Genomic DNA, 24,802 nt, shown 5'->3' with positions numbered 1-24,802 from the left:
CGGGCAGGGCAGCGGGCTGATGCCGGCGCCGACCTTCCTGGCCGAACGAACACTCGGTTTTGATGTGACACGAGTCATACTGCGCCAGGTCACCAGTGGTGTCAACTGATGGTGGAACCCACCCCGGGACCCTGTTATGTTCAGATATCCCGAACATCGCCTCGGCTCCGCAGCCGCCCCCAGCACCAGAGGATCTGTCAGCCGTGAGTCCACCGTCCGAGGAGCATCGCACGGCCTTGGGGCGTGCCGTCCGGGAGATCCGCGCGTCACGAGGGCGAACGCTGCGGGGCCTGGCGGATGCCCTCGCGATCAGCCCGGCCACCCTCAGTGCGATCGAGAACGGAAAGACGGGCGTCTCGAGCGAGCGCATCGCCCGCATCGCCGATGAGCTCGACGTGCCCGTCCACCGGATCTTCTCAACCGCCGAGGACGTCTCCGAGCAACCGAGGCCCTCTGCGGGTGCTGCCCGGGCGGACTGGAGGGTGTTCGCACCCCTGCAGCTCGATCCGGCCCTCGCCGGTGCCTTGTCGGCGTTCGTCGAGTTCGGCTATCACGGGGCCTCGATGCGGACGATCGCCGAGCGTGCCGGGCTCTCCGTGCCCGGGCTGTACCACCACCACGCGAGCAAGCAGGAGATGCTCGTGGCGCTGCTGGACCTGACGATGTCCGACCTGCTCTCCCGGTCGGAGGCGGCACGCGCCGAAGGGTCGACCCCGGCGGAGCGGTTCGCCCTGCTGGTGGAGTGCCTCGCGCTCTATCACACGCACCGCCGCGAGCTGGCGTTCGTCGGGGCATCAGAGATGCGCAGCCTCGGACCCGCCAATCACCGTCGCCTGGCCGCGACCAGGGTCGAGCAGCAGCGGATGGTGGACGCCGAGGTCGAGGCCGGCGTGCTGTCCGGCGAGTTCGCGACCGACCTGCCCCACGAGGCGGCGCGTGCGGTCGTCACGATGTGCACCGCGCTCGCCCAGTGGTTCCGTACGCCGGGCCCGTCGACGCCCGAGGAGGTCGCCGCGCAGTACGTCCGTTTCGCGCTCGATCTCGTCCGCCACGTCCCCCGCTGACCGGCGGTCAGGGCGCAGGTCCGTCACGGGCGGCGCCTACTCCCCCAGCAGCTCGCTGAACAGGTCCACGTACTGGATGAGGTTGCGGTCGCCGAGATACCGGTCGCGCACCGTCCTGCCGGCGGCCTCACCCAGGCGCTGAGCGAGGTGATCGTCGTCCAGCACCGTCGCGATCAGATGCACGAAGCCGCCCAGGTCGCCCGGGTCGGCCAGCAGCAGGCCATCCTCCCCGTCGGCGATCTGGTCGCGGATCCCCCCGACGGCGGACGCCACCACCGGACGGTTCTTCCACATCGCCTCGGTGACCGTGAGCCCGAAACCCTCGACGAGGCTCTTCTGCACGACGACCGAGGCGTGGCGCTGCAACGCGTTGACGAGGTGTGCGTTCTCGCCCACGTCATCCATCGGCAGCACCACCAGGTGCACACGTTCTCGAACGTCGAGCGGCTGCTTCGTCCAGAGGGCGACACACTCCGCGAGCACCTCGGCCCCTTCGGGATCGTCGCTGACCCCAGACGCCTCAGGACCCACCAACATCAGGTGCGCGTCGCTCGGCAGCCCGGGGAGGCCGGCGGCGAAGGCGGTCATCACCCCCGCCATGTCCTTGAGCCGGTCCCACCGGCTGACCTGGAGCACCACACGCGCGTCGGCAGGCACCTGGTCGCCCGCCGCGAACAGGTGGCGGTGAGCCCGCACCGTGCCGGTGGTGCCGTCACGCCGGTCGAAGGCCAGGCTGCCGCGCGCAGCCGGACGGGACACCAGGCCGGCGTGGCGGAGCACCGCATCGACGTCCGCCGGCGGCAGATCGACGTTCTTGGTGCTGAACGGGTCGAGCGACGGCGGGATGATCCGTGCTCGTCGCCGGTCCAGCCACGGAGGGGCGTAGGCCTCGCGCGAGAAGATCGTGGCCTGGGCAGCGTCGACATAGGGCTCCAGAAAGCTCCAGCCGAGGTCGGTGAGCTCGGTCGGTGTGTCGCGGCCGATGTGACAGCGCCACACGACATGGGCACCCAACGCCCGAAGCCCCGCCGCGAGACCGGCGGCCTGCGGGTCGTGCAGCAGCACGATGTCACCGGCCCGCACCAGCGACCTCAGCGGCTGGAGATTGTCGGCGAGGACCGACTCGTACTCGGCCCGCTCGGCGTCGCCCAGCGGGCCACCGTCACCGGGCAAACCGTGCAGGACGTTGTGCAGCCGCTTGGTGATCCGGAAGAATCCAGGATTCCCGTCCAGGACCAGCCAGCGGGTCTCGACGCCCGCTCCACGCGTGTACGCCAGCAGCGTCGTGAGCATCTCGGCGACGCCGCCGCCGGACGCCGTTGCGCTCACGTTCCACACGACCCGTCCGTCCAGGATGCGCCGTGCAATGGCCGCGCTGCCCTCGAGGCGTTCGGCACGCTCCGGGTCCAGCAGACGCGCCAGCCGTTCCAAGGACGTCGGGTCGATGTGAACTTCATGCATGTCCGATACCCCGCCCGAAGCGCTGAGGTCAGCCGACCGTGGCGGGGTCGGCGAGCACGTCGCGCCAGGAGTGATGCGGCTCGAACCCCAGCAGGTCGCGGGCCTTGTCGATCGCGTAGAAGGTCTCGTCCCGCCCCATCTCGCGTCGCACCGGCACGCCGTCGTAGAAGCGGTCGAGGATCTCCCCCGTCGTCGCGGCCACGGACATGTCCGCGTTGGCGACGTTGAAGACCTCGTAGCCCAGGCCGTCCGTCTCCAGGCATCGCTGCACCATCTGCCCGAGGTCGCGAGCGTCGATGTAGGCGAACACGTTGCGCCGTCGCAGTGCCGGGTCGTGGAGGAACGCCGGAAAGATCTCGGCGTACTCGTGCGGCTCGATGACGTTGTTGATCCGCAGGCCGTAGATGTCCGTGCCGGTGCGTGCCTGGAACGACCGCGCCGTGACCTCCCCGGCGACCTTCGACATCGCGTAGGCGTCCTCCGGGACCGTGGGGTGCTCCTCGTCGATGGGCACGTAGTCCGGACGACGGTCGCCTTGGGCGAAGCAGATCCCGTACGTCGTCTCCGAGGAGGCGAACACGATCTTGTTCACTCCCAGCCGGGTCGCGGCCTCCAGCACGTTGTAGGTGCTGAGGACGTTCGCCGCGTACGTCGCGGTGTCCGACGTCAGCCCGATCCGTGGCACCGCCGCGAAGTGCACGACCGCGTCGTACGTGGGCTTCTCGGGCAGGTCCAGCTCCTCGAGGGTCGCCAGCCCGGCGAGGGCCGAGTAGGTCTCACCGGCGTCGGTGAGGTCCACGCGGAGATCGGCGACCCCGGGGTGACCCAGGGCGACGAGATCGATGTTGGTGACCTGGTGGCCCTGCTCGGCGAGGTGGGCGACCACGTGCTTGCCGGCCTTGCCGCTGCCGCCGGTGAAGAAGATGCGCATACCCCAGTACCTCACAACGGGACGACATACCACCGGCTCGGGGCCCGGCGGCTGCGTGTCGGTGGTTCCTTTACAACACCGCCGCCCGCTGTCACGCTCTCCCCACAGCCTGGGAGGGTCAAAGATGTCGTTGCGCAGTCGGGTGGTCCGCAGGCGCCGGACCGCGATGCTCGTCGCTCTGGCCACAGCGACGATCGCAGGCTCGATGCTGGTGCCGTCCTCGGCATCCGTGGACACCGCGATCGCCTCGACTGCCATGACGTCCTCGCCCGCCAGCGCCGGAATGACCTTCGCGGACCCGACCGCGACCAGCGGGGCAAGCATCATGCTGTGGAGCCCGGGCGACCTTGCGATGCCCGTCACGACCACGACCACGACCTCGGTCACGGTTCGTGCGCGGGCGTTGCTCTGCCAGGGCGCCCCGGTCCTGACCGCACGGCTGGACGGGACGACGCTGGGGGCGATCGAAGTCACCTCCACCGAGTTCACCGAGTTCAATGTCGGCGCGACCACGACACCGGGCAGCCACCAGCTGACGTTCACCTACGACAACGACTTCGCCGACCGGACCTGCGACCGCAGCGTCTCCATCGACTCTGTCGTGATCTCCGATGCGTGCGGTGTCAACCAGTACCGCGCGCGGTACTACAACAACACCTCGCTCGAAGGAGCCCCTGCGCTGACGCGGTGCGAGAACGCTCCCGGCGGGTCATTCACCGGCTCGCCGGCACCCGGCGTCGACGCGGACAACTTCTCCGTCGACTTCGAGGGGACGATCAACTTCCCGACGTCCGATACCTACGCACTGTCGTCGACGCTTGGCAATGTCGGGGCCCGTGCCTGGCTCGACGGGACCTTGGTGGACGACAGCTGGACGGCCGAGTCGTGGACCACGCAACGGTCCACCAGATTCGTGACCGCAGGCCACCACACCGTCCGCGCGGCCTACTTCAGCACGACGGGCGACGCCAACTACGGATTCGTGGCCGCCCGGGAGTCGCTCGGCACGAACGCCGGGACTGGCAACTACTTCGCGGCAGACTCGATATGGAACACCCCGTTGCCCGCCACCGCGACGGTGGATCCGCGAAGCGCGGGGTGGGTCGCCCAGCTCGATGCTGCTGTCGACGGCGTCTCGATGAACTCGACGGACTGGACGACCACGGTCTACAACGCCCCCGCCGGCACCCCGACCACCGATGTCGCCATCACCAACAACGGCACGTCCCTCACGATCCCGTGGCAGTCGTGGTGGTCGCCCACCGCCGACTCCGACGGCCACATCGCGATCATCGACGACGCGACCGGTTGCCTGTACGAGTTCCAGTCGTTCGACAGGGACGCGATGACAGCGATCGCGTCGGCCAGCTACAACGTCGCGACCGGGTCCGGCAACCACATCGCGGGCCCGGCCCACTCGGGTGGTGAGACGTCATACCTGGCCGGGATGATCACCCCGCAAGACATGGATGCAGGTGTCATCGACCATGCCCTGCGGTACGCCATGCCGAACAATGCGCCCACGTTCGTCTACCCGGGGACGCGATCCGACGGGTCGGAGCTGGACGGTGTTCCCGAGGGCACCCGTATGCGGCTCGACCCGGCGATCGACGTCGACGACCCCGCGCTGGCCCTGACGCCCGCTCAGAGGATGGTCGCTCGAGCCCTGCAGACCTACGGCGGATTCAACGCCGACAGCTCGTCGAGCTTCGCTCTGTATGCGCGCAGCACTGCCGATGGCACCAGCTACTCGGTACCTCCGGAGCCTCTCCCCGACTCGCTCGTGTCGCGGATGCAGTTCCTGACCCCCGAGGCGTCGTCCGTGCCGATGTTCTTCGACCGAGCCGATGACACCTCCTGTCAGTGACGGGGCTGGAGCCGTGCATTCGGAAGAACGGGTGCAGGCAGAGGGTCACCGTCATACCCACTGACGACGCCGAACCGGCCCTCCGGGTCGGCCTCTCCGATGACCTCGGACTGCCACTCCTGACGGAAGCTGACGATCTCGTCGTGACTCCGGCCGACGAAGTTCCACCACATGACGATCTGCTCGCCCAGTGGTTCCCCGCCGATGAGCAGCGCGCGCACCGCGGCGTCACCAGCGCGAACGACGAGCTCTGCAGACCCCGGCGGGACGTAGCAGAGCTGGTCGGCACCGGCCTCGACCCCGTTCAGCACCGGTCTACCAGCGTCAACGAGCAGACCGTGCTCGAAGGCAGGGTTGACCGGGAGGCGCACCTCGCCGCCAGCAGGCACGTCGACCTGCGCCGCCACGAGAGGACTGAACGTCGTCAAGGGAACCGACTGTCCGAGGAGCTCGCCCAGGAAGACGCGCACTGTGGCGTCACCATGCAGAACCGGACTCGGCACGTAGTGCTCGAACAGTGGTTCCGTCCATCGGCTGGCCTCCGGCAGGGCGACCCACAGCTGCACACCGTGCAGGGAGCGGGCGTCCTCGGTCGAGACCTCCGAGTGCTGGATGCCCCGCCCAGCCGTCATCAGGTTCACCTGGCCGGGAACGATGTGGGCAAGGCTGCCCACGGAGTCGCGGTGCTCGAGCTTGCCGGCGTAGAGCCAGCTGACCGTCTGCAGCCCGGTGTGCGGATGCGGACGGGTGTCCATGGTCCGCGCGGCGGGTGCCTGCGTCGGTCCGAACGAGTCGGCGAAGCACCAGGCTCCGATGAGGCTGCGTGCCCGTTGCGGCAGGGTGCGCCGGACCATCAACGCTCGCTGACCACCCAGAGGCACCTCTCTCGGCTCGAGGATCTCAGGACGATCCGCGACCGCGGTGATGATGACCTCTTCATCGGGGTGCTGCTCGAGGTTGCTCATGTCGGAACTCTCCGTTCGGCAGGACCGCTCATGGCCTGCGAGGTAGCGAGGACGTTGCGAACAACGTGGTGAAGGTCCTCGACAACGGTGACTCGGCCACCATCGCCGGGATCGGGATCCGGCAGGATCGATTCCGGGTCCACCAGGTAGACGTCGTGGCCGTCCAGGGTGAGCCGACGCGTGACCTCGAGCAGCATGCGTCGTGCCACGTCGTCGATCGAGTAGACCATCCTGAGATCCAGGGCCACCTTGGTCTCGGGGAACACGTTGCCGGCAGCTTCACGGACGATTCGTTCGGCGCCGGCAAAGCGGATTCCCCCTTGCAGCTGGATCACCCGGACAGCGTCCGATCGGTCGCCATCGACGCGGTTCGATCGCACGACCGAGGGCGCGGACTCCGGCACCTCCATCACGTGCAGGCCCGCATCGGACGAGAACTGCTCGAACAAGGACACCCCCCGCACGCTGTTGCCGTGCGCGTCCAGCCGTGGTGAGAACGTGGCGATGCCGATCTGCCCGGGCAGCGCCCCGATGAGCCCGCCGGCCACTCCGCTCTTCGCCGGAATGCCGACGTGTGTCGCCCAGTCCCCCGCAGCGTCGTACATTCCGCAGGTGGCCATGACGCTGAGCACCTGACGCACGACCGGTCGAGGGATCACCTGCTCACCCGACAGCGGATTCACCCCGCCGTTGGCAAGCGTTGCGGCCATGACGCCCAGGTCCCGCGCGGTGACGAGCACGGAGCACTGACGGACGTACCCCTCGACGACGGCAGTGGGGTCCTCGGTGAGGATGTCGTAGCTGCGGAGCATGTGCGCGATGGCAAGGTTGCGGTGCGCGTGCCCCATCTCGGACGCACACACCGCCTCGTCGATCGCCAGCCGTCGGCCGGCGAACGCGGACAAGCCGTCGATCACCCGCTCGACCCGCCCCGCCGGATCCAGCCCTTGCGGGCCGGCCAGGGAGTGCGCGGTGATCGCGCCGGCGTTGATCATCGGATTGAGCGGGCGCCCACTCCCGTGTTCGAGGGAGATCTGGTTGAAGGCCTCCCCCGACGGCTCGACGCCGACCTTGTCGAGCACCGGGTGGAAACCGCGATCAGCCAGCGCCAGCGCGTACGTGAACGGTTTGGAGATCGATTGGATCGTGAACTCGTGGTCGATGTCACCGGCGCCGTAGATCGTGCCGTCCAGGGTGGCGAAGACGGCACCGAGGCGATCAGGGTCTGCTCCCGCGAGCTCGGGGATGTATGCCGCCAGCTCTCCCGAGACGTCCGGCTCGACATCAGCAAGCGCATCGGTCAGGTAGTCCGGAATGATGGGTCGCATCGGGCCTCCTCCGTCATGCCTGGCCTCGTACGGCCCGGGTGACCACGGCGATGTCGGCAGGGGTCGGTCGGCGGAACACTCCGCCCCTCGCGGTGAACTCGCTGCCGTGCGCCGTCAGGTACCGCGCGAAGACCGGACACACCGGCACGACGGTGACCTTGCTGCGGATGCTGTCGTCGAGCGCCGCCCGGACCAGCAACCCCGCCAGACCCCGTCCACCGAACTCGTCGTCCACCTCGGTGTGGAAGAAGATCCGATCACGGCCGGTCCCGGGCGGGTCAACGAAGTCAGCGCGGCCCACAGCCCGCTCGCCCTCTGGCCTCACCCTGTACGAGCTGACCGGGTCGTCGATCTCCAGCTCGACCGTCATGGTCGCACCGCGCTTGTCCTTGAGTGTCGTGATCATCTGTTGTCCTTCGCCGGCTCAGGGACGCCGTACACGATGGGCACGTACTCGCGGTGCCGACCGATCCAGCCCTTGATGAACGGGCACAGGGGCATCACCTTGCGACTTCCGGTGGCACGGACGTCGTCCAGCGCGAACCGGGCGATCGCCGAGCCGACGCCCCTGCCCTCGAACCGTGGGTGGACCTCGGTGTGGGTGAAGACGATCAGCTCATCGGTCAGGATGTACTCGACAAAGCCTGCGACCTCACCGTCGATGCTCGCCTGGTAGCGCAGGCGGGACGGATCCGGGAGAACCTGGATGTCTGTCATGCGTGCGTCCTTGGGATGGTCGAGGTGGTCACGGCGCATCGATGAGCCCGCTGTGCTCGGTCAGTGGCGTTCCAGGTGTCCAGGTGGGCCGTCACGATGTTCTCGACGGCGTTCATCGGTCAGCCGAGAAGGAGAGCAGCGCGTCGTTCACGTCCCCGGCGTGCGTCCAGAGCAGCCCGTGCGGCGCACCCTCGATCTCGAGGTACCGGGCGTCCGGGAGAAGCTGCCGGAACCGACGCGCCGTCGCATCGATCGGCAGGATGTTGTCCGCGGTGCCGTGCAGGATCAAGACCGGCTTGCCGCTCGCACGGACCGCCTCGATGTCGGCCCGGAAGTCCTCGAGCCAGGACGGAACGACGGCGTGGGCCGCGACGGGAGCGCTGGAGATCGCGACATTCCAGCTGGCGGTCACCGCATCCTGGCTGATCCGGGTGCCGAGGTTCTCGTCGAGGTTGTAGAAGTCGGAGAAGAACTGGGTGAACCAGGCGTAGCGGTCAGCCTTCGCCGCGGCCTCGATCCCGTCGAAGACCTTCTGCGGCACGCCCTCGGGGTTGTCGTCACCGCCGAGGAGGAAGGGCTCCAGCGAGGCGAGGAAGGCAAGCCGCGCCACCCGCTCGGGCCCGTACGTCGAGACGTAACGGGCCAGCTCACCGGTACCCATCGAGAAGCCGACGAGGATGACGTCGTTCAGGTCGAGCGTCCGCAGCAGGACATCCAGGTCTGCGGCGAACGTGTCGTAGTCGTAACCGGTGCCGACCTTCGAGGACTGGCCGAAGCCGCGACGATCGTAGGTGATGACGCGGTATCCGGCAGAGAGCAGCGCGCGCGTCTGGCGCTCCCAGCTGTGCCCGCTCAGCGGGTAGCCGTGGATGAGGACCACGGGTTGTCCCCCGCCCTGGTCCTCGTAGTAGAGCTCGACCGGCGTGCCGCTCTCGTCTCCAACAGTGATGAGTCCCATGATCGTTTCCTCTCTCGTTGATCTGCTGTCGGTCAGCAGTCGGCTGCAGCCACCTCGGTGTGGCCGCTCATGGCTGGTGCGGTGCGTGGTCCGCGGACGATGCCTTCGGCCGCGGACCCAAGGGCTTCGCTGAAGGCCCGCGCGCTCGGGAACCGATCGGTCCGGGACTTGGCGAGAGCTGTGGCGAGCACGGCGTCTAGCCGGCCGACATCGGTGCTGGCCGGCGCAGGTTGCTCATGGACGTGTTGGTAGGCGACCGAGATCGGGTCACCGACGAAGGGAGGCCGTCCGGTCAGCAGCTCGTAGAGCAGGCAGCCCGCGGAGTAGATGTCGCTGCTGATGTCCGCCGTCTCGCCGAGCGCCTGCTCCGGTGAGAGGTACGACGGCGTTCCCAGCACGGCCTGTGCCTGGGTGATCGTCGATGACAGGTCACCGCTGGCGCGCGCGATCCCGAAGTCCACGAGCTTGACGGCCCCTTCGGACGTGATCATCACGTTGGCCGGTTTGATGTCGCAGTGGACGACGCCGGCTCCGTGGCTGAACTCAAGTGCCGAAAGCACCCCGAGCTGATACTGGACCGCGTTGGCCAGCGTGAGCTCTCCGAGTCGCAACACGTCGCGCAGGGACTGCCCGTCGACATGCTCCATGACGATGAACGGGACGCGCACGGTTCCGTGCGGGCCGTCCTCGATCACGTCGGTTCCCGTGTCGAAGATGCAGACGATGGCGGGATGGCACAGGCCGACCATCGTCTGCGCCTCGCGCCGGAACCTGGATCGGAACAGGGGGTCCTTGGCGAGGTGCCGGTGGAGCATCTTGATCGCGACCGGGCGGCCCGAGCGGACGTCGCGACCCGCATGGACCACCGCCATCCCGCCACGACCGATGACGTCACCCATCTCGTAGCGCCCGCCCAGCAGCGGCCTCGGCCTCATCGGCGTGGCTCCCACTGGAAGAACCGCGTGGCCAGCGCGACGGCGGCAGCGACCCAGCCCACGGTCGGGATAAGGAGCAACAGGGACTGGTCGAGAGGGACACCGCCCTCCCATGCATTGATGACCAGCTCGGTGGCCGATCCTCCCGGCAACAGGCGTTTGAGCTGGGCGAGGTTCTCGGTACCGGTGATCCCGACCCAGCTCGCTACCGCAATCACCGCGAGAGTGACCGGCAGCGTGGTCACCTGGGCGTGCTCGGGCGAATTCGTGAGCCCCGCGGTGGCCAGCGCAAGAGCGACCATCATCGACGTGGTGGCCAGGACGGCCACCACGAGCAGCCAGGTGTGAACCGGGCTGGTGGCGACCACGCCGAGCACGGCCAGCATCGCGCCGACCTGCAGGAGGGCCACGACCGTCAGCGGGGCGAGGAGCCCGGCCAGGATGTTCACGTCACTCGCAGCGGTGGACCGCAGCCGCTTGAGAAAGAGGTCCTGCCGGCGGGAGGCCAGCGTGGTCACCGCGGTGGTGTAGAGCCCGAGGGCCATCACGACGAACATCATGATCGCCGCGACGTAGCCGAGGCTTCCCAGGTCGAGGAAGGTCTCACGCTGGTAGACGACGTACACGCTGAAGGCGACCGGGATGATCAATCCGGTCACCAGGACCAGCCTGTTGCGGAAGATCTGGATCAGTTCGGTACGGGCAATCTCGATCATGGCGGTGGTCCTTCGTGGGTCGGAGTGCTCAGGCGGCGGCGTCGAGGGTGCGGAAGACGTCGTCGAGGCGGGTTGGTCCGGCTTCCAGCTGCTGCAGCTCCACGCCGGCCCGCTGCGCCCAGTCCAGGAGTCGGTGAAGGTCACCCTGCAGGTCGAAGGTCTCGACGTGGAAGGCACCGTTGCGGGCACCGACGACCGGCGGTTCGGGGTCACCCGGATCCAGCGCGAAGCTGATCTTCGACGGCAGGGTTTGTGTCAGCTCCTCGACGGTGCCCTCTCGCCGGAGGGTGCCTCGGTGCATGAGCCCGACGCGGTCGGCGCGCTGCTGCGCCTCCTCCAGGTAGTGGGTGGTCAGCACGACCGTGGATCCCTTGTCACGAAGCTGGTCCACGGAGGCCCAGAGCGCATCCCGGGACTGGATGTCCAGGCCTGCCGTGGGCTCGTCCAGGATGATGAGCTCCGGCGCCCCGAACACGGCGGTGGCGAAGTCCAGGCGACGCTTCTCGCCGCCGGAGAGCTGGGAGACCCGGGTGTCCCGCTTGCGAGTCAAGCCGGCCAACCCGAGCGCCCGGTCGACGTCGTCGCGCCTTCCGCTCAGCGCGCCGACCAGACCGACGGAGTCCCGAACCGTCAGATCGCGAGCGAACCCGCTCTCCTGCAGCATCATTCCCATGCGCGGACGTACCGCGCTCCGGTTCTGCGGGCTCTCCCCGAACACCCGCACCGCGCCCGATGTGACCGGGCGGTGACCTTCGACGACCTCCAGGGTGGACGTCTTGCCGGCTCCGTTCGATCCGAGCAATGCGTAGAGCTCACCCCGCTTCACATGGAAGGACAGGTCCCGAACGGCGACGAAGTCCCCATAGGTGACGCTGAGACGTTCGACCTCGATGACGTGATCGGCGGACATGGTGGGCTCCTTGCCTCCGCACCGGCGGGTCCCGGTGCTGTGTCATCAGGTTCGCCCAGGTGGCCCCGCTCTCGCGTCGGTGAAAACCTCGGTTCGTCGCCGGTTGCCCACCCCCTTCTTGTGGCGAAACGCAGCGGCAGGCGGCTCGCGTAGGTGATAATCGCCTAGTCCGCACGTCACGAGACGGGAGCGTGCCCGGTGGCTCTGTTAGGTCGACCTGCGGAGCGCGAGGCGATCGAGCGGCTGCTCAGTGACGCGCAAGCGGAGCGCAGCGGGGTGCAGCGGGGTGCTCGTCGTGCGCGGCGAGGCGGGCATCGGCAAGAGCGCGATCCTGGAACATGCCCGCGACGCCGCGTCCTCCTGTGGGTTCCGGGTGGAGACCTCCGTCGGAGTTGAGGCGGAGACGCAGTTCGCGTTCGCGGGCCTGCATCAGCTGTGTGCGCCGCTGCTGGACCGCGCGGGCGAGCTGCCGGTCCCCCAGCAAGCGGCCTTGGGCGTGGCGTTCGGGCAGCGCAGCGGCCCCGCGCCGGAAGGACTCCTCCTGGGTCTGGCCGTTCTCCACCTGCTGGCCGGGGTCGCCGAGGACGGGCCGGTGCTGTGTCTGGTCGACGATGTGCAGTGGCTGGACGAGGCGTCTGCGCAGGTCTTGGCGTTCGTGGCACGGCGGGTGTCCGCCGAGCGGGTGGTTCTGCTGTTCGCGCGGCGCGACTCCGTGGCGGGCGACGATCCGCTCGCAGGCCTTCCCGAGATGAGGCTGGACGGCCTCGGTGACTCCGACGCACGGCAGCTTCTGGCCACCGCGGTCGGCACGCCGTTGGACGAAGGGGTCTGCAACCGGATCATCGCGGAGGCGCGCGGCAACCCCTTGGCGCTCCTGGAGCTGCCTCGCGGTGCGTCTGCCGCGCTGCTGGCCGGTGGATTCGAGGTGCCGGAGGCGGCGAGCGTGCCAAGCCGCATCGAGGACAGCTTCCGCCGTCGTTCCGCCCACCTGCCGGCCGAGACCCGACTGCTGCTGGTGGTCGCCGCAGCAGAGCCCACCGGCGAGGCGGCGCTGTTGTGGCGCGCAGCGGCTGAGCTCGGCATCGGCCCCGAGTCGGCTGCGCCCGCAGAGGCCAGCGGGTTGCTGGAGATCGGCGATCGGGTGTGGTTCCGCCATCCGTTGGCCCGCTCGGCGGTCTACCACGCGGCCACACCGCCGGACCAGCGTCGCGCCCACGCCGCACTGGCTGCCGCCACCGACGCCCAGCGGGACCCTGACCGGCGAGCGTGGCACCGGGCGAGATCCGTGCTGGGAACCGACGAGGAGGCTGCCGCTGAGCTGGCGCGCTCGGCGGGTCGGGTCCGAGCGCGCGGCGGCCTGGCCGCAGCAGCCGCGTTCCTGGAGCGCGCGGCGGAGCTGACGCCCGATCCCTCCGCCCGGGCAACGCGGACGCTCGAAGCCGCGTACGCCAGCCACGGCGCCGGCGCCTCCGACGCCGCTCTGGAGCTGTTGGCCAACGCCGCGGCCGGGCCGCTGGACGCCCTGCAATGCGCCAAGCTCGAGCTGCTCCGCGCCCAGATCGCGTTCCACTCCACGCGCGGGAGCGAGGGGGCCACGATGCTTCTCGACGCCGCCAGGACGCTGGGTCCGCTGGACGGGGCATTGGCGCGCGAGGCCTACGTGCAGGCGTTCGAGGCGTCCTTCCACGCCGGTCGCCTCTCTCGGGGCCGCGGAATGCGGGAGGTGGCCGAAGCAGCAGCCCAGGAAGCGCCTCCCCCGCCGACGCCGCCCCGGGCGGTCGATCTGCTGCTGGACGGACTGACCACGCGGTTCACCCGCGGGTACGAGGCGAGCGTTCCCACGCTGCGGCTGGCACTCGAGGCGCTGTGCCAGGACGACGCCCCACCTGAGGAGGACAACGGCCGCTGGCTGTGGCTGGCGTGCCACGTCTCGGTGATGCTGTGGGACGACGAGTCGTTCTTCACCCTGGCCAGCGGCGCCGTCCGGAACGCCCGCGAGACAGGGGCACTGTCCACACTTCCCGCTGCGCTGAATGCCATGTCGGTCGTCCTGGTGCTCACCGGCGAGCTCTCACGTGCCGCCGAGCTCCTCTCGGAGGTTGACGAGATCTCGCGGGCGACCGGTGCTCCTCCGCTGCCGAACGCCAGGTTCATCCTGGCTGCCTGGCGCGGACGGCAATCCGAGGCCACGGCCCTCAGCGTGGCGATCGTGGCGGATGCGACCCGGCGGGGTGAGGGCACGACGCTCGGCTCGAGTGAGGTCTCCATGGCCTACCTGCACAACGGATTGGGCAATTACCCCGCAGCTCTCGCCTCGGCCACGCCACCGTGGGAGCACGATGACTTCCCACACTCCAGCAGTGCGGTGCCCGAGCTCGTCGAAGCGGCATCCCGTGCCGGTGACCCGGAGCAGGCGGCCGGCGCGGTGGAGGAGCTCAGCTCCCGGGCCCGCGCCAGTGGGACGGAGTTCGGGTTGGGGCTTGCCGCACGCGCACGGGCGCTGACCACCGTTGGTCCTGACGCGGAGGTCCACTACCGCGAGGCGATCGAACGACTTGGCCGCTGCCGGATGGCCACCCATCTCGCCCGCGCGCACCTTGTCTACGGCGAGTGGTTGCGCCGCCAGGGCCGACGGCAGGACGCCCGCGAACAGCTCCGCACCGCCCATGACCTGCTGTCCGCCATGGGTGCGGAGGCATTCGCCGCGCGCGCTGCCCGCGAGCTGCGCGCCACTGGCGAGCATCCCCGCAAGCGGACCGCTCAGCCCACCGACGCCCTCACCGCCCAGGAAGCGCAGATCGCCAGGCTCGTGGCGACCGGCGCGACCTCACGGGAGGTGGCGGCGCAGCTGTTCCTCAGCCCCCGCACGATCGACGCCCACCTCCGGAACATCTTCCGCAAGCTGGACATCACCTCCCGGCGCCATCTCAGGGACTTTCCGCTGCCCTGACCAGACCGCAGTCACACCCCAGATGACAACAGATCGGGCCTGCGAGATCTTTCGGTCACGTCACCGGCTCACATGGGGGGATGTCACTAGCTTCATACCCGTGCCATTGACGTGAAGGGACGCGCGGGTCGACGAGCACGGACGATGTTCATCGCCGATTGGCTCAAGGAACTCGGCAAGTAGAATGGGCTCCAGGTCGCGCCGGTCGAGCTCGAGGCCCTGCGTCTGTCCCACCCGGAGATCCGGGACGTCGCTGAGGTCGCCGTGCCCGATGACGCTGCCGGCGAGATCCCCAAGGCCTTCGGCCTTCGTAGTGAGTGACCACGTCCTCACATCAGGAGGATCCACCGAGGCCGTGGAACAGCACGATGCACTGTCGGCACTGCAACCGCGGCACCGACGTGTCACCCGAAAGGACGGAGGAGCTCCTATGTCAATGGAACAACGCGACGAGCCAATCAGCACCCCCGAGGAGAGCCCACGGACGATGCTGGCCGGGAGGCTGACCCTCAACCCTCGGCGGTTCGCCGTCGAGGAGGTGCCGGTCCCCCGGCCCGGGCCCGGCGAAGTGCTGGTGGCAGTGAAGGCTTCGGGCGTCTGCCTGTCCGACATCCATCTGATCGACGGCAGCCTGACGCCACCGTTCAACAAGAGCGACGCGGTGACGCTGGGCCACGAGACGGCAGGGGTGATCGAGGAGATCGGACCGGGCGTCACCGGGTGGACCGTCGGGACAAGGGTGGCGCTGCAGGCCGGGCAGGCATGTGGTCTGTGTCCCGCGTGCTTGCAGCGGAAACCATGCCCGGAGGTGCGGACTCGCGGGGTTGACTATGACGGGGGTTGGGCAGAGTTCACGATCGCCAGAGCTGACACCCTGATCGCAATTCCGGACAACCTTCCGTTCGACCAGGCCGCCATCATTCCTGACGCAGTCTCTACCCCCTACTCCGCGATCGTTGACACTGGCCAGCTGCGGCCCGGCCAAGCGGTCGGTATCTGGGGCATCGGCGGGCTGGGTGCGCATGGCGTGCGGATCTGCCGGATGGCCGGTGCATACCCGATCATCGCCCTGGATCCCGTGCCGAGCGCGCGCGAACGGGCCTTGTCGTTCGGCGCAGACCTGGCACTCGACCCGAGCAGCCCATCGGTGGCCGAGGAGGTGAGGGCCGCCACTGGCGGCCGTGGCCTGGATCTTGCCTTCGACTTCGCCGGAGTGCCCGCGGTGCGCGAGCAGGCCGCGGCGCTGCTCGGCCTCAGCGGCGTTCTGGTGCTCGTTGGTCTAACTCCCCATCCGCTCACCGTTCCTGATGGGATCGGATTCAGCGTCAAGGGCAATCAGCTTCGGGGACACTACGGATCCAGCGACGGGAGCGTTGAGCAGCTCATTGCACTGAGCTCCGGGGGCCGTCTCGACCTCGCCCCGTCCATCACTGCCCACATCCCGCTTGCGGAGGCGGCCGAGGCGGTGAGCCAGCTCCAGCGCAAAGTCGGCGACCCCATCCGGCTCATTCTGGTGCCCTGAAGCGCACCCAGTTGTACTCAGCCAGGACGTCGGTGACGCGACCTGCTTGATGTGAGGGAGAACCTCCGGGTGAGGGGTGGCTTGCCGAAAGGCCCACTCCATCCCGGAGGTTCTCGTGTCCCAGGACCTCGATGGCGGCGTCGTCGGTTTCGAGGCATGCGTCACTCCATCTTGCACGTCGATCAAGACAGCCAGTACCTTCTCGATCGACGTCCAAGAACCATGGCTGGGCGCGTACGACCGAAGGAGTCGGCAATGGCCGAAGCAGCCACCGGCACGTTCACGTTCTCCGAGGAGTGGTTCGACGCCCACGGCACCCGCTGCGCCGCCCGCGTCTACCGCCCGACCTCCGATTGCGCGGGCCGGCGACCTGTGGTGGTCATGGCGCACGGATTCGGCGCGGTGCGCGCCTTGCGGCTGTACGCCTACGCCGAACGGTTCGCCGCAGCGGGCTTCGTCGTGGTGGTGTTCGACTACCGCGGCTTCGGTGACAGCGAGGGCGAGCCACGACAGGTGCTGAGTGTCCGGATGCAGCACCAGGACTGGCGTGCCGCTCTGAACTACGCCCGCACCCTGGATGGGGTGGACTCGCAGAAGGTCGTGGCCTGGGGGACGTCATTTGCCGGCGGCCACGTCATCACGATCGCCGGACAGGGCGAACCACTGGCCGCGATCATCGCGCAGGTCCCCCACGTCAGCGGGCCCGCCGCGGTCAGGTCGACCGGTCTGAAGGCGGCACTGAAGGTCGCGGTGCCCGCCCTGCGCGATCAGGTGGGTTCCTGGCTGGGCCGCGACCCCGTCCTCGTCGACAGCGTCAACCTTCCCGGACGTCCCGGGATGATGACGACGCCGGACGCCCATCCCGGCATGCTGAGGCTGCTCCACGAGTCGGGCCTGAGCGAGGGCGCCTACCCCCAGACGGTGGCGGCCCGCATCGCACTGAGCATCGGCGCGTACTCGCCCGGGCGCTGGGCCGCCCGGGTCCGATGCCCCGCCCTGGTCCAGATCGTCGCCCACGACGCGATCACACCCCGGCCTGTCGCAGAGGCAGCAGCAGCCAGGATCCCGCACTCCACGGTCAAGATCTACGACGGCGGCCACTTCGACCCCTACGTCGGCCCACTGTTCGAGACCGTCATCGCAGACCAGCTCGACTTCCTGATCCGGCACACCGCCCCACCGCCAGCCTGAAGAGGGAATCTAGTTCATGGACCGGGGTGTGTGAGACGGCAGCGTGCCAAGAAAGCGTCCGGGCTGCGACTCTCCAAGAGCTCGACGAGCACTCCGTCGGACGTCGTGCCGTAGCAGACCGCGGCGATGCCGCCGCTGGACTCGGTGACGTCGTGGTGCCAGCGCACCCGGTCGAGACCGGACCGCACCTCGGCGATCCCGGCGACATCCAGGCACAGATGGTTGACGCCCAGGTCGACCGGGCGCGCGGCCTGCGCGTCCGCGCCGCCGACCACGGTCACCGGCACGGGGCCTGGAACCGTCGGCAGGGGGTGATTCGCGGGGTCATCCACCCGGACCGTCACCCCGATCAGGCCCGTCGGGCCGCCGTCCGCCGCGCGCAGCTCGACCGGCGTCCCATCGGGGCAACGGACCGGTTCGTCATCGCCGAGCCCCAGCTGCGCGCGGACCGCCGCGACGTCCGGCACCGCCCAGGCCAGCGCGGCCACGCCCGGGCTCGCTGCCGGCCTGGCCGCAGGTGTCGGCGAGCTGAAGGCGAAGAGCTCGAGGAACGCCGTGTCGGTGCGCAGCAGCATCACCGCAGCTGCCGTGTCCTTCGTCGCGAGCGACTCGTCGGCCGGGCCCGTCCCCACGGGCCAGGCGAAGCTTCCGTGGTCGGCGGCCCCCAGGCCGTCCACCCAGAACGTCCGGGCGCGGTCAAGATCGGCAACGCTCACGCCGACATGGTTGAGGGCAACGACTCCAGCGCTGGGCACCGTGACAACCTAACGGAAAGGCGGCAGCAGCAACCCGCGAACGGCGGAGGCGACTACGACCGACAAGAGAACGAGGGGCGCCTAGGCATCGAGCCGCTGTCTAACTGGCCGAACGCGATCGGTTCGGAACTTTCGCCACCATCGAGCCACCCCGAACGCGAGCCAGCAGAGGGGTAGGCCGAACAAGATCCCAACGAACACGAACGTCAAGAGCGCGATCTCCATCGACTCCCGTCCTGAGTGGACAACGTCTTGGTAGACCTTGGTTCGACCTGCCTCGATCACCCGGATGATCTCGACCCTCTCGCCGACCTCGTTCGAGTTGCAGACTGCCGCTTCGGTGAACTCGGCAGGCAGACCAGGCGGCGGTGTCTCGGACCGCCAGGTGACATCCCATTTCGGGTCATATCTGCCGCGGCCGCCAGAAGGGCAGCCCGAAGGCCCGACCTTCTGCCGCTCGACAACTGTGGCCATCTCCCGCGGGCCATCGGCCGACTGCCGGAAGTCCCAATATGAGGTGAGTCCGATCACTACGGCGAACACGAGGCCGATTGCGAGCGCGGAACGAGTCGGCCGATCCTTGCCGGGACGGATGATGTTCCAGAACCTCAGCATCGTTCACCGAAACCGAAGTCTCCACGAACGGGAGCCCACCTGCGAACCGGCCGGGCGATGCTCGAATCCACCAACCTGCCGACAATGTCGGCGATTCTCACGACAGGCACCTGCACATCGTAGGCGGCCAAGGACGTCATGACCGGCGGTTCCTCGAACACTCGTGACCCGGCTGTCGTGGGCCCAGTGTCATCAACAAGCCCGTGAGCCCATTGGCATCCCAACTCACGGGCAGCTGCCCCGGGGCCTGCGCCGCGTCGACGAACGGGGGGTGGGCTCAAGGGGCATCGTTTGCGGCCGATCGGTATTCCGGGACCCACTCGTGCGCAGGCACACCGGCGCCGGTGAGATTGTCGCAGCGCACGAACTGGGTACCGACTCGCTCGAGCGGACAGTGCAGGGAATCCTGCACTGATGACGTGGCCGGTGCTCGCAATGGGACACCGGCGTCAGGTCGCGCCGCCGCAGGCAGGGTTCCTGCCGTAGCGACGACGATGACGGAGATGGGGACGATCGCTTTTCGAATGAAGATGTTCATGACTTCACGGTGGCTCCGCATCGGCCTGCGCCACATCGGGAACAAACCCTCAGACATCGGCCACAAAACCCTGATATGCGGCTTCTTGCGCTGTGATATCGGTGCAAGACTGGTCCGATGGGCTCGCGTCTCGACGCGTTCGAGCCCGCTCTTGTGGGTCGTCCCGAGGAGCTGGCCGTGCTTGCTGCGCTCCTCGAGCGGGCCGGCACCGGCCGCGCGGGCACACTGTTGATCGCCGGTGATGCCGGTGTGGGCAAGACCGCACTGGTGCAGCGGGCATGCTCGAAGGCGGCGTCGACCTCGTCCGTCCTCGTCCTGGCGGGAGCGTGCCTACCGCTTGCGTCGTTGTCGGTACCTTTCCTCGCCATCCGGAGCGCGTTGCGGGACGCACGACACGACGGCATCCCCATGCCACCGGCCATGGATTCGGCCGACTCCCCCGCGAACGCTCCGATTGTCTTCGACACCTGGTTGGACGATCTCGCCCGCGACCGTGCGGTCGTCCTGGCCGTGGACGATCTGCACTGGGCTGATCAGAGCACGCTGGACGTGCGTGCGGCGGAGTCACTGCTGCTGCACGATCGCCATCATCGCGCGGCCGCCGCGGCCCATCTTCGGCGCGGGCTGTCGCTCGCCGAGGACCTGGCCGCCGTGCCCCTTCAGCGTGAACTGCAGTCCCTCGCGACGACTGCGCGGATCCGCACCGGTGCGGTGGGATCGACCGACGGTCCGGCGCCGCCACACGAGACTCCCAGCCTGCTTGGCCTCACGACCCGCGAGCGGGAGATCTTGGCCCACGTCGTCGCGGGGCGTACGTACGGCGAGATAGCCCGAGACCTGATGATCAGCGAGAAGACCGTCAGCTCGCACATCTCTCATCTGCTGCACAAGACCGGCACCGCGAACCGCGTCGACCTGGCCCGCCTCGCCGCCCGAGCCCACCGGGGGTGACCAGCTCACATCCACCAACGACCCGGGCGTGCACCACACTCACGAGCACGCCACCGTCGCAGCACTGCAGATCGAATCGTAGAATCTTCAGAACTGTGTAGCGTGGCGCGAGTGACGAGCTCCGGTCAGCCGCAGGCGCCGCTCGACGGCCTGTGCACGGTCTGTTGTGAGGCTTTGGTCGACGGCGCGTGTCCTAACACGGTGTGTCGCCTGCCCGACCGAGCGTTCTCGCGGTTGTACACGGTCTCGGAGAGCGCTGATGAGACCTGGGACTTGATCTACCGCTTCAAGTACGGCGAGGAAAAGGAGCTCGCGGAGCAGCTGGGCCGCATGCTGGTGGACTACCTCCAAGATCGTCGTGCCGAACTGGAGCGGTTCGACCATCTCACCACGACCGCCCTGTACATCGGGCCGCAGGCCCGACGTTTGTGGGACTACCTACAGCTGATCCAGGATGCCGCCCAGCGGATCGACCCGAGCTGGCCGTTCGCGACGGACCTGATCGCGAAGGTGCGACCCACCGGACGATTTCTCGGCATCGGTGTCGACGATCGTCGCGTGATCGCCGAAGGAGAGTTGCGCGACGCGCTCCAGGTGCCCGATCCGAGCCGCGTCGAGGGCAGGCGGGTCCTGGTCATCGACGATGCGTACTCCGAAGGGTTCACGCTGCGCGAGATGGCGCGCGCGCTGCGTCAGGCAGGAGCCGTGGAGGTCGCCGGTCTGGTCTTCGCGCGACGAAAAGGCACCTGAGAGGCACACTGTGGTCACCAATTTTCACCGCATCAGGCACGGCGAGGCTGTCTCCACTCAAGACTCAAGACTGAAGACTGAAGTCAAGCACCATCTGGGTGGTCGACCGTTCTCGGCGGGCCAGGGCGACTAGGGCGTCGGGCGCCTCGAGCACGGGGACGACGTCGGTGACGAGATGGGCACGCATGTTGTCGCCACGGGCGCGCAGGAGAGCCACGGTCTCGGCGGCGAGGCGTTGACGGTCCCAAGCGTCCGCGAGACCGCGCGGCACGCGCCCGATCTGGGCACAGCGGATCGTGAGTCCGTTGTGGTGGAACTCTTCGCCGAGTCGCAGGTCTGGTGCGCCGCCCTGGTAGAACGCCAGGTCAAATACGGTGCCTTGGGGTCGCAGGCACTGCAGGGCCTCGTGCAGCACGACACTCTTTCCACGGCATTGGAGCACCAGGTCGGCGCCCCGGTCTCCGGGGCCGTGACGCCAACGGTCCTTGCACCGGTGCCACACCTCGGTCGTGGTGGTGTCGATGGTCTCGAGCCCGAGGTTCTCGGCCACGGCCAGGCGCTGTGGATCGGGGTCGGCGATGACGACGTCGGTAGCCCCGTGCAGCTGTGCCAGGAGTGCGCTTAGCAGCCCGACGACACCGGCACCGGTGACGAGGACGTTGCGCCCGCGGACGCCGTCGCCCAGCCGGATCTCTTGACCCGGGGCGAACTCGGCAGCGACGTGCAGCAGGCCGTTGGCGCAGATCGGTCCCATCTGTGCGAGGTAGATGCCCAGCAGCGGGTCGATGTCGTCCGGCACGGGCACGACGACGTCGGAGGTGGTCAGCACGTGCTCGGAGCGGTGACCGTATGCGGCAGCGACGAGCATGCCGATGGCCATGTCGTCGCGCCTGCTCTCGACTACCTCGCCGACCTCCATGTAGCCCATGGCCCTCACCGGGAAGGCACGCGAGGCCCGACCCGACACGAAGACTCCGAGATCTTGATCGCGGAAGGAGGTGAAACCGGGATCGGTGCCCTTGACGTACGCCAACTCGGTGCCGGCCGACACGCCGCTCCAGCGGGTGGCGACGCGGACTGCGCCGTCCTCGAGCTCTGGGACCTCCAGGTCGAAGAGGCCAGGCTGCATCGGGCCTGCGACGCCAAGCGATCGGCACATGATGGGCTCAGGCACCGTTCGGCTCCTCGTTCTCAGACGGTCGTTCGGCCGCGCAGGCCAGCGAGTGCGTGCGCAACGCCTCGGCGTACGAGCTGCGCACATCGTCACCCCGACCTGCCACGGCGTCGAGAAATGCACGGTCCTCGGCCGCGATCGGATCCTGAGCGCATCGCTCTGACACTGTGCCGGTCGCGGTGGTGACAGTCAGCTCGTGGTCGACAATCGCTCGCTCGGTGAGATCCAGGGCGTACCCCTCGCCCACCAGCTGCAACCCCACGCGATGGCGCGCTGGCAGCACCCGAGCGGACGACACACTTCCGACCGCCCCGGAGTCGAAGCGCAGCGAGATCGCCGAAGCGAGCGGGACGAGTTCTTCGCCGTCCTGACCGCCGTCTACTCCAGTTGCCTGCACGTGCACGCTTCGCAGATCGGTCACCTCGCCGACCAGCAGACGAGCCAGGTCCAACACGTGCGTCGTTTGCTCGACCAGCTGACCACCCGACTGACCTCGGCGCACCCACCAAGGCACGGGCGGAGTGCTGTCGAGCCAGTGCCCAGTGAGGAGCAGCGGCGGCCGGTCCTGGACGAACGCTTGGACCTTCTTCACCAGGTCGAGGTAGCGCCAGTGATAACCGACGGCCGTGAGCAGGCCGGCGCTCTTGACGAGGCCCGCGATGCGCTCGGCCGTGATGAGATCGTGAGCGAGCGGCTTCTCGACGAAGAAGGGCAGTTCATGTCGCACGGCCGCCTCCTCGAGGCGGCCGTGCGCGAAGGGTGGCACACAGAACCAGACGGCGTCGAGATCCTCGGACTCCACCAGGTCCACACCGTCGGTGTAGCACCGGGCATCGTGGGCAGAGGCCGCCGCTGCTGCGCGCTCCTCGACATTATCGGCGACTGCCACCACGTCGACGTCCTCGAAGGACGACAGCGCCGCGAGGTGCTTGCCCGCGATGAAGCCCGTGCCGACACATCCCAAGCGCAGTCGGCGCATCAGCGGGCCACCGCTGCCGCGGAGCGAGCAAGCACGTCGTCGTACACCTCGGCTGTGCGCCGTGCCATCCGATCCGCGGTAAACAGTTCCTCAAAGCGCTGCCGACCTGCTGCTGCCATCCGCCGACGAAGCGCCGGCTCGCTGAGGAGCTCGTCGAGGGCCACGGCAAGAGCTGCCGGACGTCCGGGCGGGACGAGGCGTCCGGAGATGCCGTCGGCCACCGCTTCGGACGTGCCGATGACCCGTGTCCCCACGACGGGCAGGCCCGCGTCCATGGCCTCGAGTGCGGCGAGGGGCATGCCTTCGTGGCGCGACGGCAGCACGAACACGTCGGCCGCGTCCAGCAGACCTCGCGCGTCGGCCCGGTGTCCGACGAACCGCACCGCGTGAGCCACCCCAAGCCGCTCGGCTTGTTCCTCCAGAGCACTGCGCAAGTGGCCCTCTCCGACGATCACGACGACCAGGTCAGGAAAGCGCCGCAGGAGGAGCGGCACCGCGTCGACCAGATAGCGATGACCCTTCATCACCGTAAGCCGTCCCACAGTGATCACCACTGGCTGATCGGGACCGAGGCCGAGCTCGCGGCGGGCAGCGGACCGGCCCGGCGCCCAAGTACGGGGGTGGACGCCGTTCGGCACGGTCACCATGCGCTGTGGAGCGACGCCCATCTTCTCGTAGCTGGCGCGCTGCCAGCGGGAGACCGTGATGACGCGGTCCACCGGCTCAAGCGAAGCATGCACGGCGCCGCGCTTGCGATGATCGCGGATCAACCACGGCAGATGAAGCGTCTGCACGATCGCCGGCACTCCGCTCAACGAGGCCGCCCGGGCACCGTCCCAGTTCTCGCGCCCAGTGCCTACGTGCAGATGAAAGACGTCGCTGGGGTTGTCACGCAAGTCATCGGCGATGCGTGCAGCAAACTGAGGATCACGAGGATGCGGAATCCGAGCCAACCGCACACCGTTCTCCCCAGCTGGCGCAAACAGGCGCTCCGCGTTGGCATTGGCCCAGTACATCAGCGTCACACGCCGCCCTTGCCGCGCGTATTCCTCTGCCAAGCAGAGCATGTGGACGCCCATCCCGGACGGGTCAGCAGACGGCGTGTAGAGATGCACCGACGGCAACTCACGAGGCGGCTTCCGCTGCGACTGGCTCTCCCCGAACGGAGAAACCACATTGGGGGAACTGATCGACGCTGCCCGTGCTGTGCCGCGATCGGACATCGTCTTCATAAGGGCCTCCGGACCACGCGTTCGAGCAGTATTACCCCGTGCGCTTGACGCCAACCTGACGAAACAGTGGTTCAGGCGGGCGCCCGGTGGCGCCCGGCTGGACATCAGCACCGACATGCACGTCCGGAGTGTCGACCGCTCCCCTGCCGCCATCGCGTTCAACCTTGAACTGACCCCGACGTGCCCTCTTGGCCCCCTCGGACGGGACCCTGAAATTGCAGGAGGCGACGGTGAGATCTCTGGCATCGCGGTCGCCGCGCCCGCCGTGGCGAGCGCCTCATCGGCCGGGCCAA

Annotated in this window: 23 protein-coding genes; 7 read left to right on the top strand and 16 right to left on the bottom strand. The window is 68.4% G+C overall.

Going from position 1 to position 24,802, the window contains the following annotated elements:
* Positions 1-203 precede the first annotated feature (203 nt).
* Positions 204-1,064, top strand: coding sequence for a TetR family transcriptional regulator (locus NQV15_RS08930; protein WP_232399472.1), 861 nt, complete (start codon positions 204-206; stop codon positions 1,062-1,064).
* Positions 1,065-1,100: 36 nt separating this feature from the next.
* Here the strand turns inward: NQV15_RS08930 and NQV15_RS08925 are convergent, their stop codons facing one another.
* A complete protein-coding gene (locus NQV15_RS08925) occupies positions 1,101-2,525 on the bottom strand; it encodes a glycosyltransferase (RefSeq protein WP_232399471.1) in 1,425 nt (474 codons plus the stop codon).
* 28 nt (positions 2,526-2,553) lie between these two features.
* Positions 2,554-3,783: an NAD-dependent epimerase/dehydratase family protein gene (locus NQV15_RS08920; RefSeq protein ID WP_257125116.1), complete on the bottom strand. Its 1,230-nt coding sequence runs from the start codon at positions 3,781-3,783 to the stop codon at positions 2,554-2,556.
* Here NQV15_RS08920 and NQV15_RS08915 point away from each other — a divergent pair.
* Positions 3,782-5,323 carry a carbohydrate-binding domain-containing protein gene (locus NQV15_RS08915; protein WP_257125115.1) on the top strand — a complete coding sequence of 514 codons (1,542 nt, stop codon included), beginning with the start codon at positions 3,782-3,784 and terminating at the stop codon, positions 5,321-5,323. The genes NQV15_RS08920 and NQV15_RS08915 overlap by 2 nt on opposite strands.
* On the opposite strand, the gene NQV15_RS08910 is transcribed toward NQV15_RS08915, so the two are convergent.
* The 8 genes from NQV15_RS08910 to NQV15_RS08875 form a co-directional block, all read right to left on the bottom strand.
* Complete coding sequence (locus NQV15_RS08910; protein ID WP_232399468.1) at positions 5,317-6,288, bottom strand: pirin family protein; 972 nt, start codon at positions 6,286-6,288, stop codon at positions 5,317-5,319. The two genes, NQV15_RS08915 and NQV15_RS08910, sit on opposite strands and share 7 nt — an antisense overlap.
* A complete protein-coding gene (locus tag NQV15_RS08905) occupies positions 6,285-7,616 on the bottom strand; it encodes a glutaminase (protein ID WP_232399467.1) in 1,332 nt (443 codons plus the stop codon). The genes NQV15_RS08910 and NQV15_RS08905 overlap by 4 nt, the downstream gene beginning before the upstream one ends.
* Before the next feature lie 13 nt (positions 7,617-7,629).
* A complete protein-coding gene (locus tag NQV15_RS08900) occupies positions 7,630-8,022 on the bottom strand; it encodes a GNAT family N-acetyltransferase (protein WP_232399466.1) in 393 nt (130 codons plus the stop codon).
* On the bottom strand, positions 8,019-8,333 hold the full coding sequence (locus NQV15_RS08895; RefSeq protein ID WP_232399465.1) for a GNAT family N-acetyltransferase: 315 nt from the start codon (positions 8,331-8,333) through the stop codon (positions 8,019-8,021). The genes NQV15_RS08900 and NQV15_RS08895 overlap by 4 nt, the downstream gene beginning before the upstream one ends.
* Positions 8,334-8,445: 112 nt before the next feature.
* Complete coding sequence (locus NQV15_RS08890; protein WP_232399464.1) at positions 8,446-9,291, bottom strand: alpha/beta fold hydrolase; 846 nt, start codon at positions 9,289-9,291, stop codon at positions 8,446-8,448.
* Between the two features lie 32 nt (positions 9,292-9,323).
* Positions 9,324-10,226 carry a protein kinase domain-containing protein gene (locus NQV15_RS08885; protein WP_232399463.1) on the bottom strand — a complete coding sequence of 301 codons (903 nt, stop codon included), beginning with the start codon at positions 10,224-10,226 and terminating at the stop codon, positions 9,324-9,326.
* Positions 10,223-10,942, bottom strand: a complete 720-nt coding sequence (locus NQV15_RS08880) for an ABC transporter permease (protein ID WP_232399462.1) — start codon at positions 10,940-10,942, stop codon at positions 10,223-10,225. The genes NQV15_RS08885 and NQV15_RS08880 overlap by 4 nt, the downstream gene beginning before the upstream one ends.
* Before the next feature lie 28 nt (positions 10,943-10,970).
* Positions 10,971-11,852: an ABC transporter ATP-binding protein gene (locus tag NQV15_RS08875; protein WP_232399461.1), complete on the bottom strand. Its 882-nt coding sequence runs from the start codon at positions 11,850-11,852 to the stop codon at positions 10,971-10,973.
* A 250-nt stretch (positions 11,853-12,102) separates the two neighbouring features.
* Here NQV15_RS08875 and NQV15_RS08870 point away from each other — a divergent pair, with 250 nt between their 5' ends.
* The 3 genes from NQV15_RS08870 to NQV15_RS08860 all read left to right on the top strand — a co-directional run bounded on the left by NQV15_RS08870 (position 12,103) and on the right by NQV15_RS08860 (position 17,515).
* The gene (locus NQV15_RS08870) at positions 12,103-14,802 is read left to right on the top strand and encodes a LuxR C-terminal-related transcriptional regulator (protein ID WP_232399460.1); all 2,700 of its coding nucleotides are present in this window, start codon (positions 12,103-12,105) and stop codon (positions 14,800-14,802) included.
* A 436-nt stretch (positions 14,803-15,238) separates the two neighbouring features.
* Positions 15,239-16,324, top strand: coding sequence for a zinc-binding dehydrogenase (locus tag NQV15_RS08865; RefSeq protein WP_232399459.1), 1,086 nt, complete (start codon positions 15,239-15,241; stop codon positions 16,322-16,324).
* 255 nt (positions 16,325-16,579) lie between these two features.
* Positions 16,580-17,515: an alpha/beta hydrolase gene (locus NQV15_RS08860; RefSeq protein WP_232399458.1), complete on the top strand. Its 936-nt coding sequence runs from the start codon at positions 16,580-16,582 to the stop codon at positions 17,513-17,515.
* 14 nt (positions 17,516-17,529) lie between these two features.
* Here NQV15_RS08860 and NQV15_RS08855 read toward each other — a convergent pair whose 3' ends face one another.
* From NQV15_RS08855 to NQV15_RS08845, 3 genes are all read right to left on the bottom strand, one after another.
* The gene (locus NQV15_RS08855) at positions 17,530-18,270 is read right to left on the bottom strand and encodes a VOC family protein (RefSeq protein WP_369413854.1); all 741 of its coding nucleotides are present in this window, start codon (positions 18,268-18,270) and stop codon (positions 17,530-17,532) included.
* 81 nt (positions 18,271-18,351) lie between these two features.
* Entirely contained in the window at positions 18,352-18,885 is a 534-nt protein-coding gene (locus tag NQV15_RS08850; protein WP_232399456.1) for a hypothetical protein, read from the bottom strand.
* 277 nt (positions 18,886-19,162) lie between these two features.
* Complete coding sequence (locus NQV15_RS08845) at positions 19,163-19,423, bottom strand: hypothetical protein (RefSeq protein ID WP_232399455.1); 261 nt, start codon at positions 19,421-19,423, stop codon at positions 19,163-19,165.
* A 117-nt stretch (positions 19,424-19,540) separates the two neighbouring features.
* On the opposite strand from NQV15_RS08845, the gene NQV15_RS08840 reads away from it, so the two are divergent.
* Both NQV15_RS08840 and NQV15_RS08835 read left to right on the top strand, forming a co-directional pair.
* Positions 19,541-20,374 (top strand): LuxR family transcriptional regulator, encoded by an 834-nt coding sequence (locus NQV15_RS08840; protein ID WP_232399454.1) that lies wholly within the window; start codon positions 19,541-19,543, stop codon positions 20,372-20,374.
* Positions 20,375-20,485: 111 nt separating this feature from the next.
* On the top strand, positions 20,486-21,124 hold the full coding sequence (locus NQV15_RS08835) for a ComF family protein (protein ID WP_257125114.1): 639 nt from the start codon (positions 20,486-20,488) through the stop codon (positions 21,122-21,124).
* A gap of 64 nt (positions 21,125-21,188) precedes the next feature.
* Here the strand turns inward: NQV15_RS08835 and NQV15_RS08830 are convergent, their stop codons facing one another.
* From NQV15_RS08830 to NQV15_RS08820, 3 genes are read right to left on the bottom strand one after another with little or no spacing between them, the layout of a single operon-like run.
* On the bottom strand, positions 21,189-22,298 hold the full coding sequence (locus NQV15_RS08830) for a zinc-binding dehydrogenase (RefSeq protein WP_232399452.1): 1,110 nt from the start codon (positions 22,296-22,298) through the stop codon (positions 21,189-21,191).
* A complete protein-coding gene (locus NQV15_RS08825; RefSeq protein ID WP_232399451.1) occupies positions 22,291-23,277 on the bottom strand; it encodes a Gfo/Idh/MocA family protein in 987 nt (328 codons plus the stop codon). The genes NQV15_RS08830 and NQV15_RS08825 overlap by 8 nt, the downstream gene beginning before the upstream one ends.
* Positions 23,277-24,509, bottom strand: coding sequence for a glycosyltransferase family 4 protein (locus NQV15_RS08820; protein ID WP_232399450.1), 1,233 nt, complete (start codon positions 24,507-24,509; stop codon positions 23,277-23,279). Before NQV15_RS08820 ends, NQV15_RS08825 begins: the two co-directional genes overlap by 1 nt.
* Positions 24,510-24,802 lie beyond the last annotated feature (293 nt).

Origin of the sequence: Aeromicrobium wangtongii, assembly GCF_024584515.1 — a bacterium.
Classification (GTDB): domain Bacteria; phylum Actinomycetota; class Actinomycetes; order Propionibacteriales; family Nocardioidaceae; genus Aeromicrobium; species Aeromicrobium wangtongii.
Note: the sequence above shows the minus strand (reverse complement) of the source record. Positions and strands in the feature narration are given on the sequence as shown.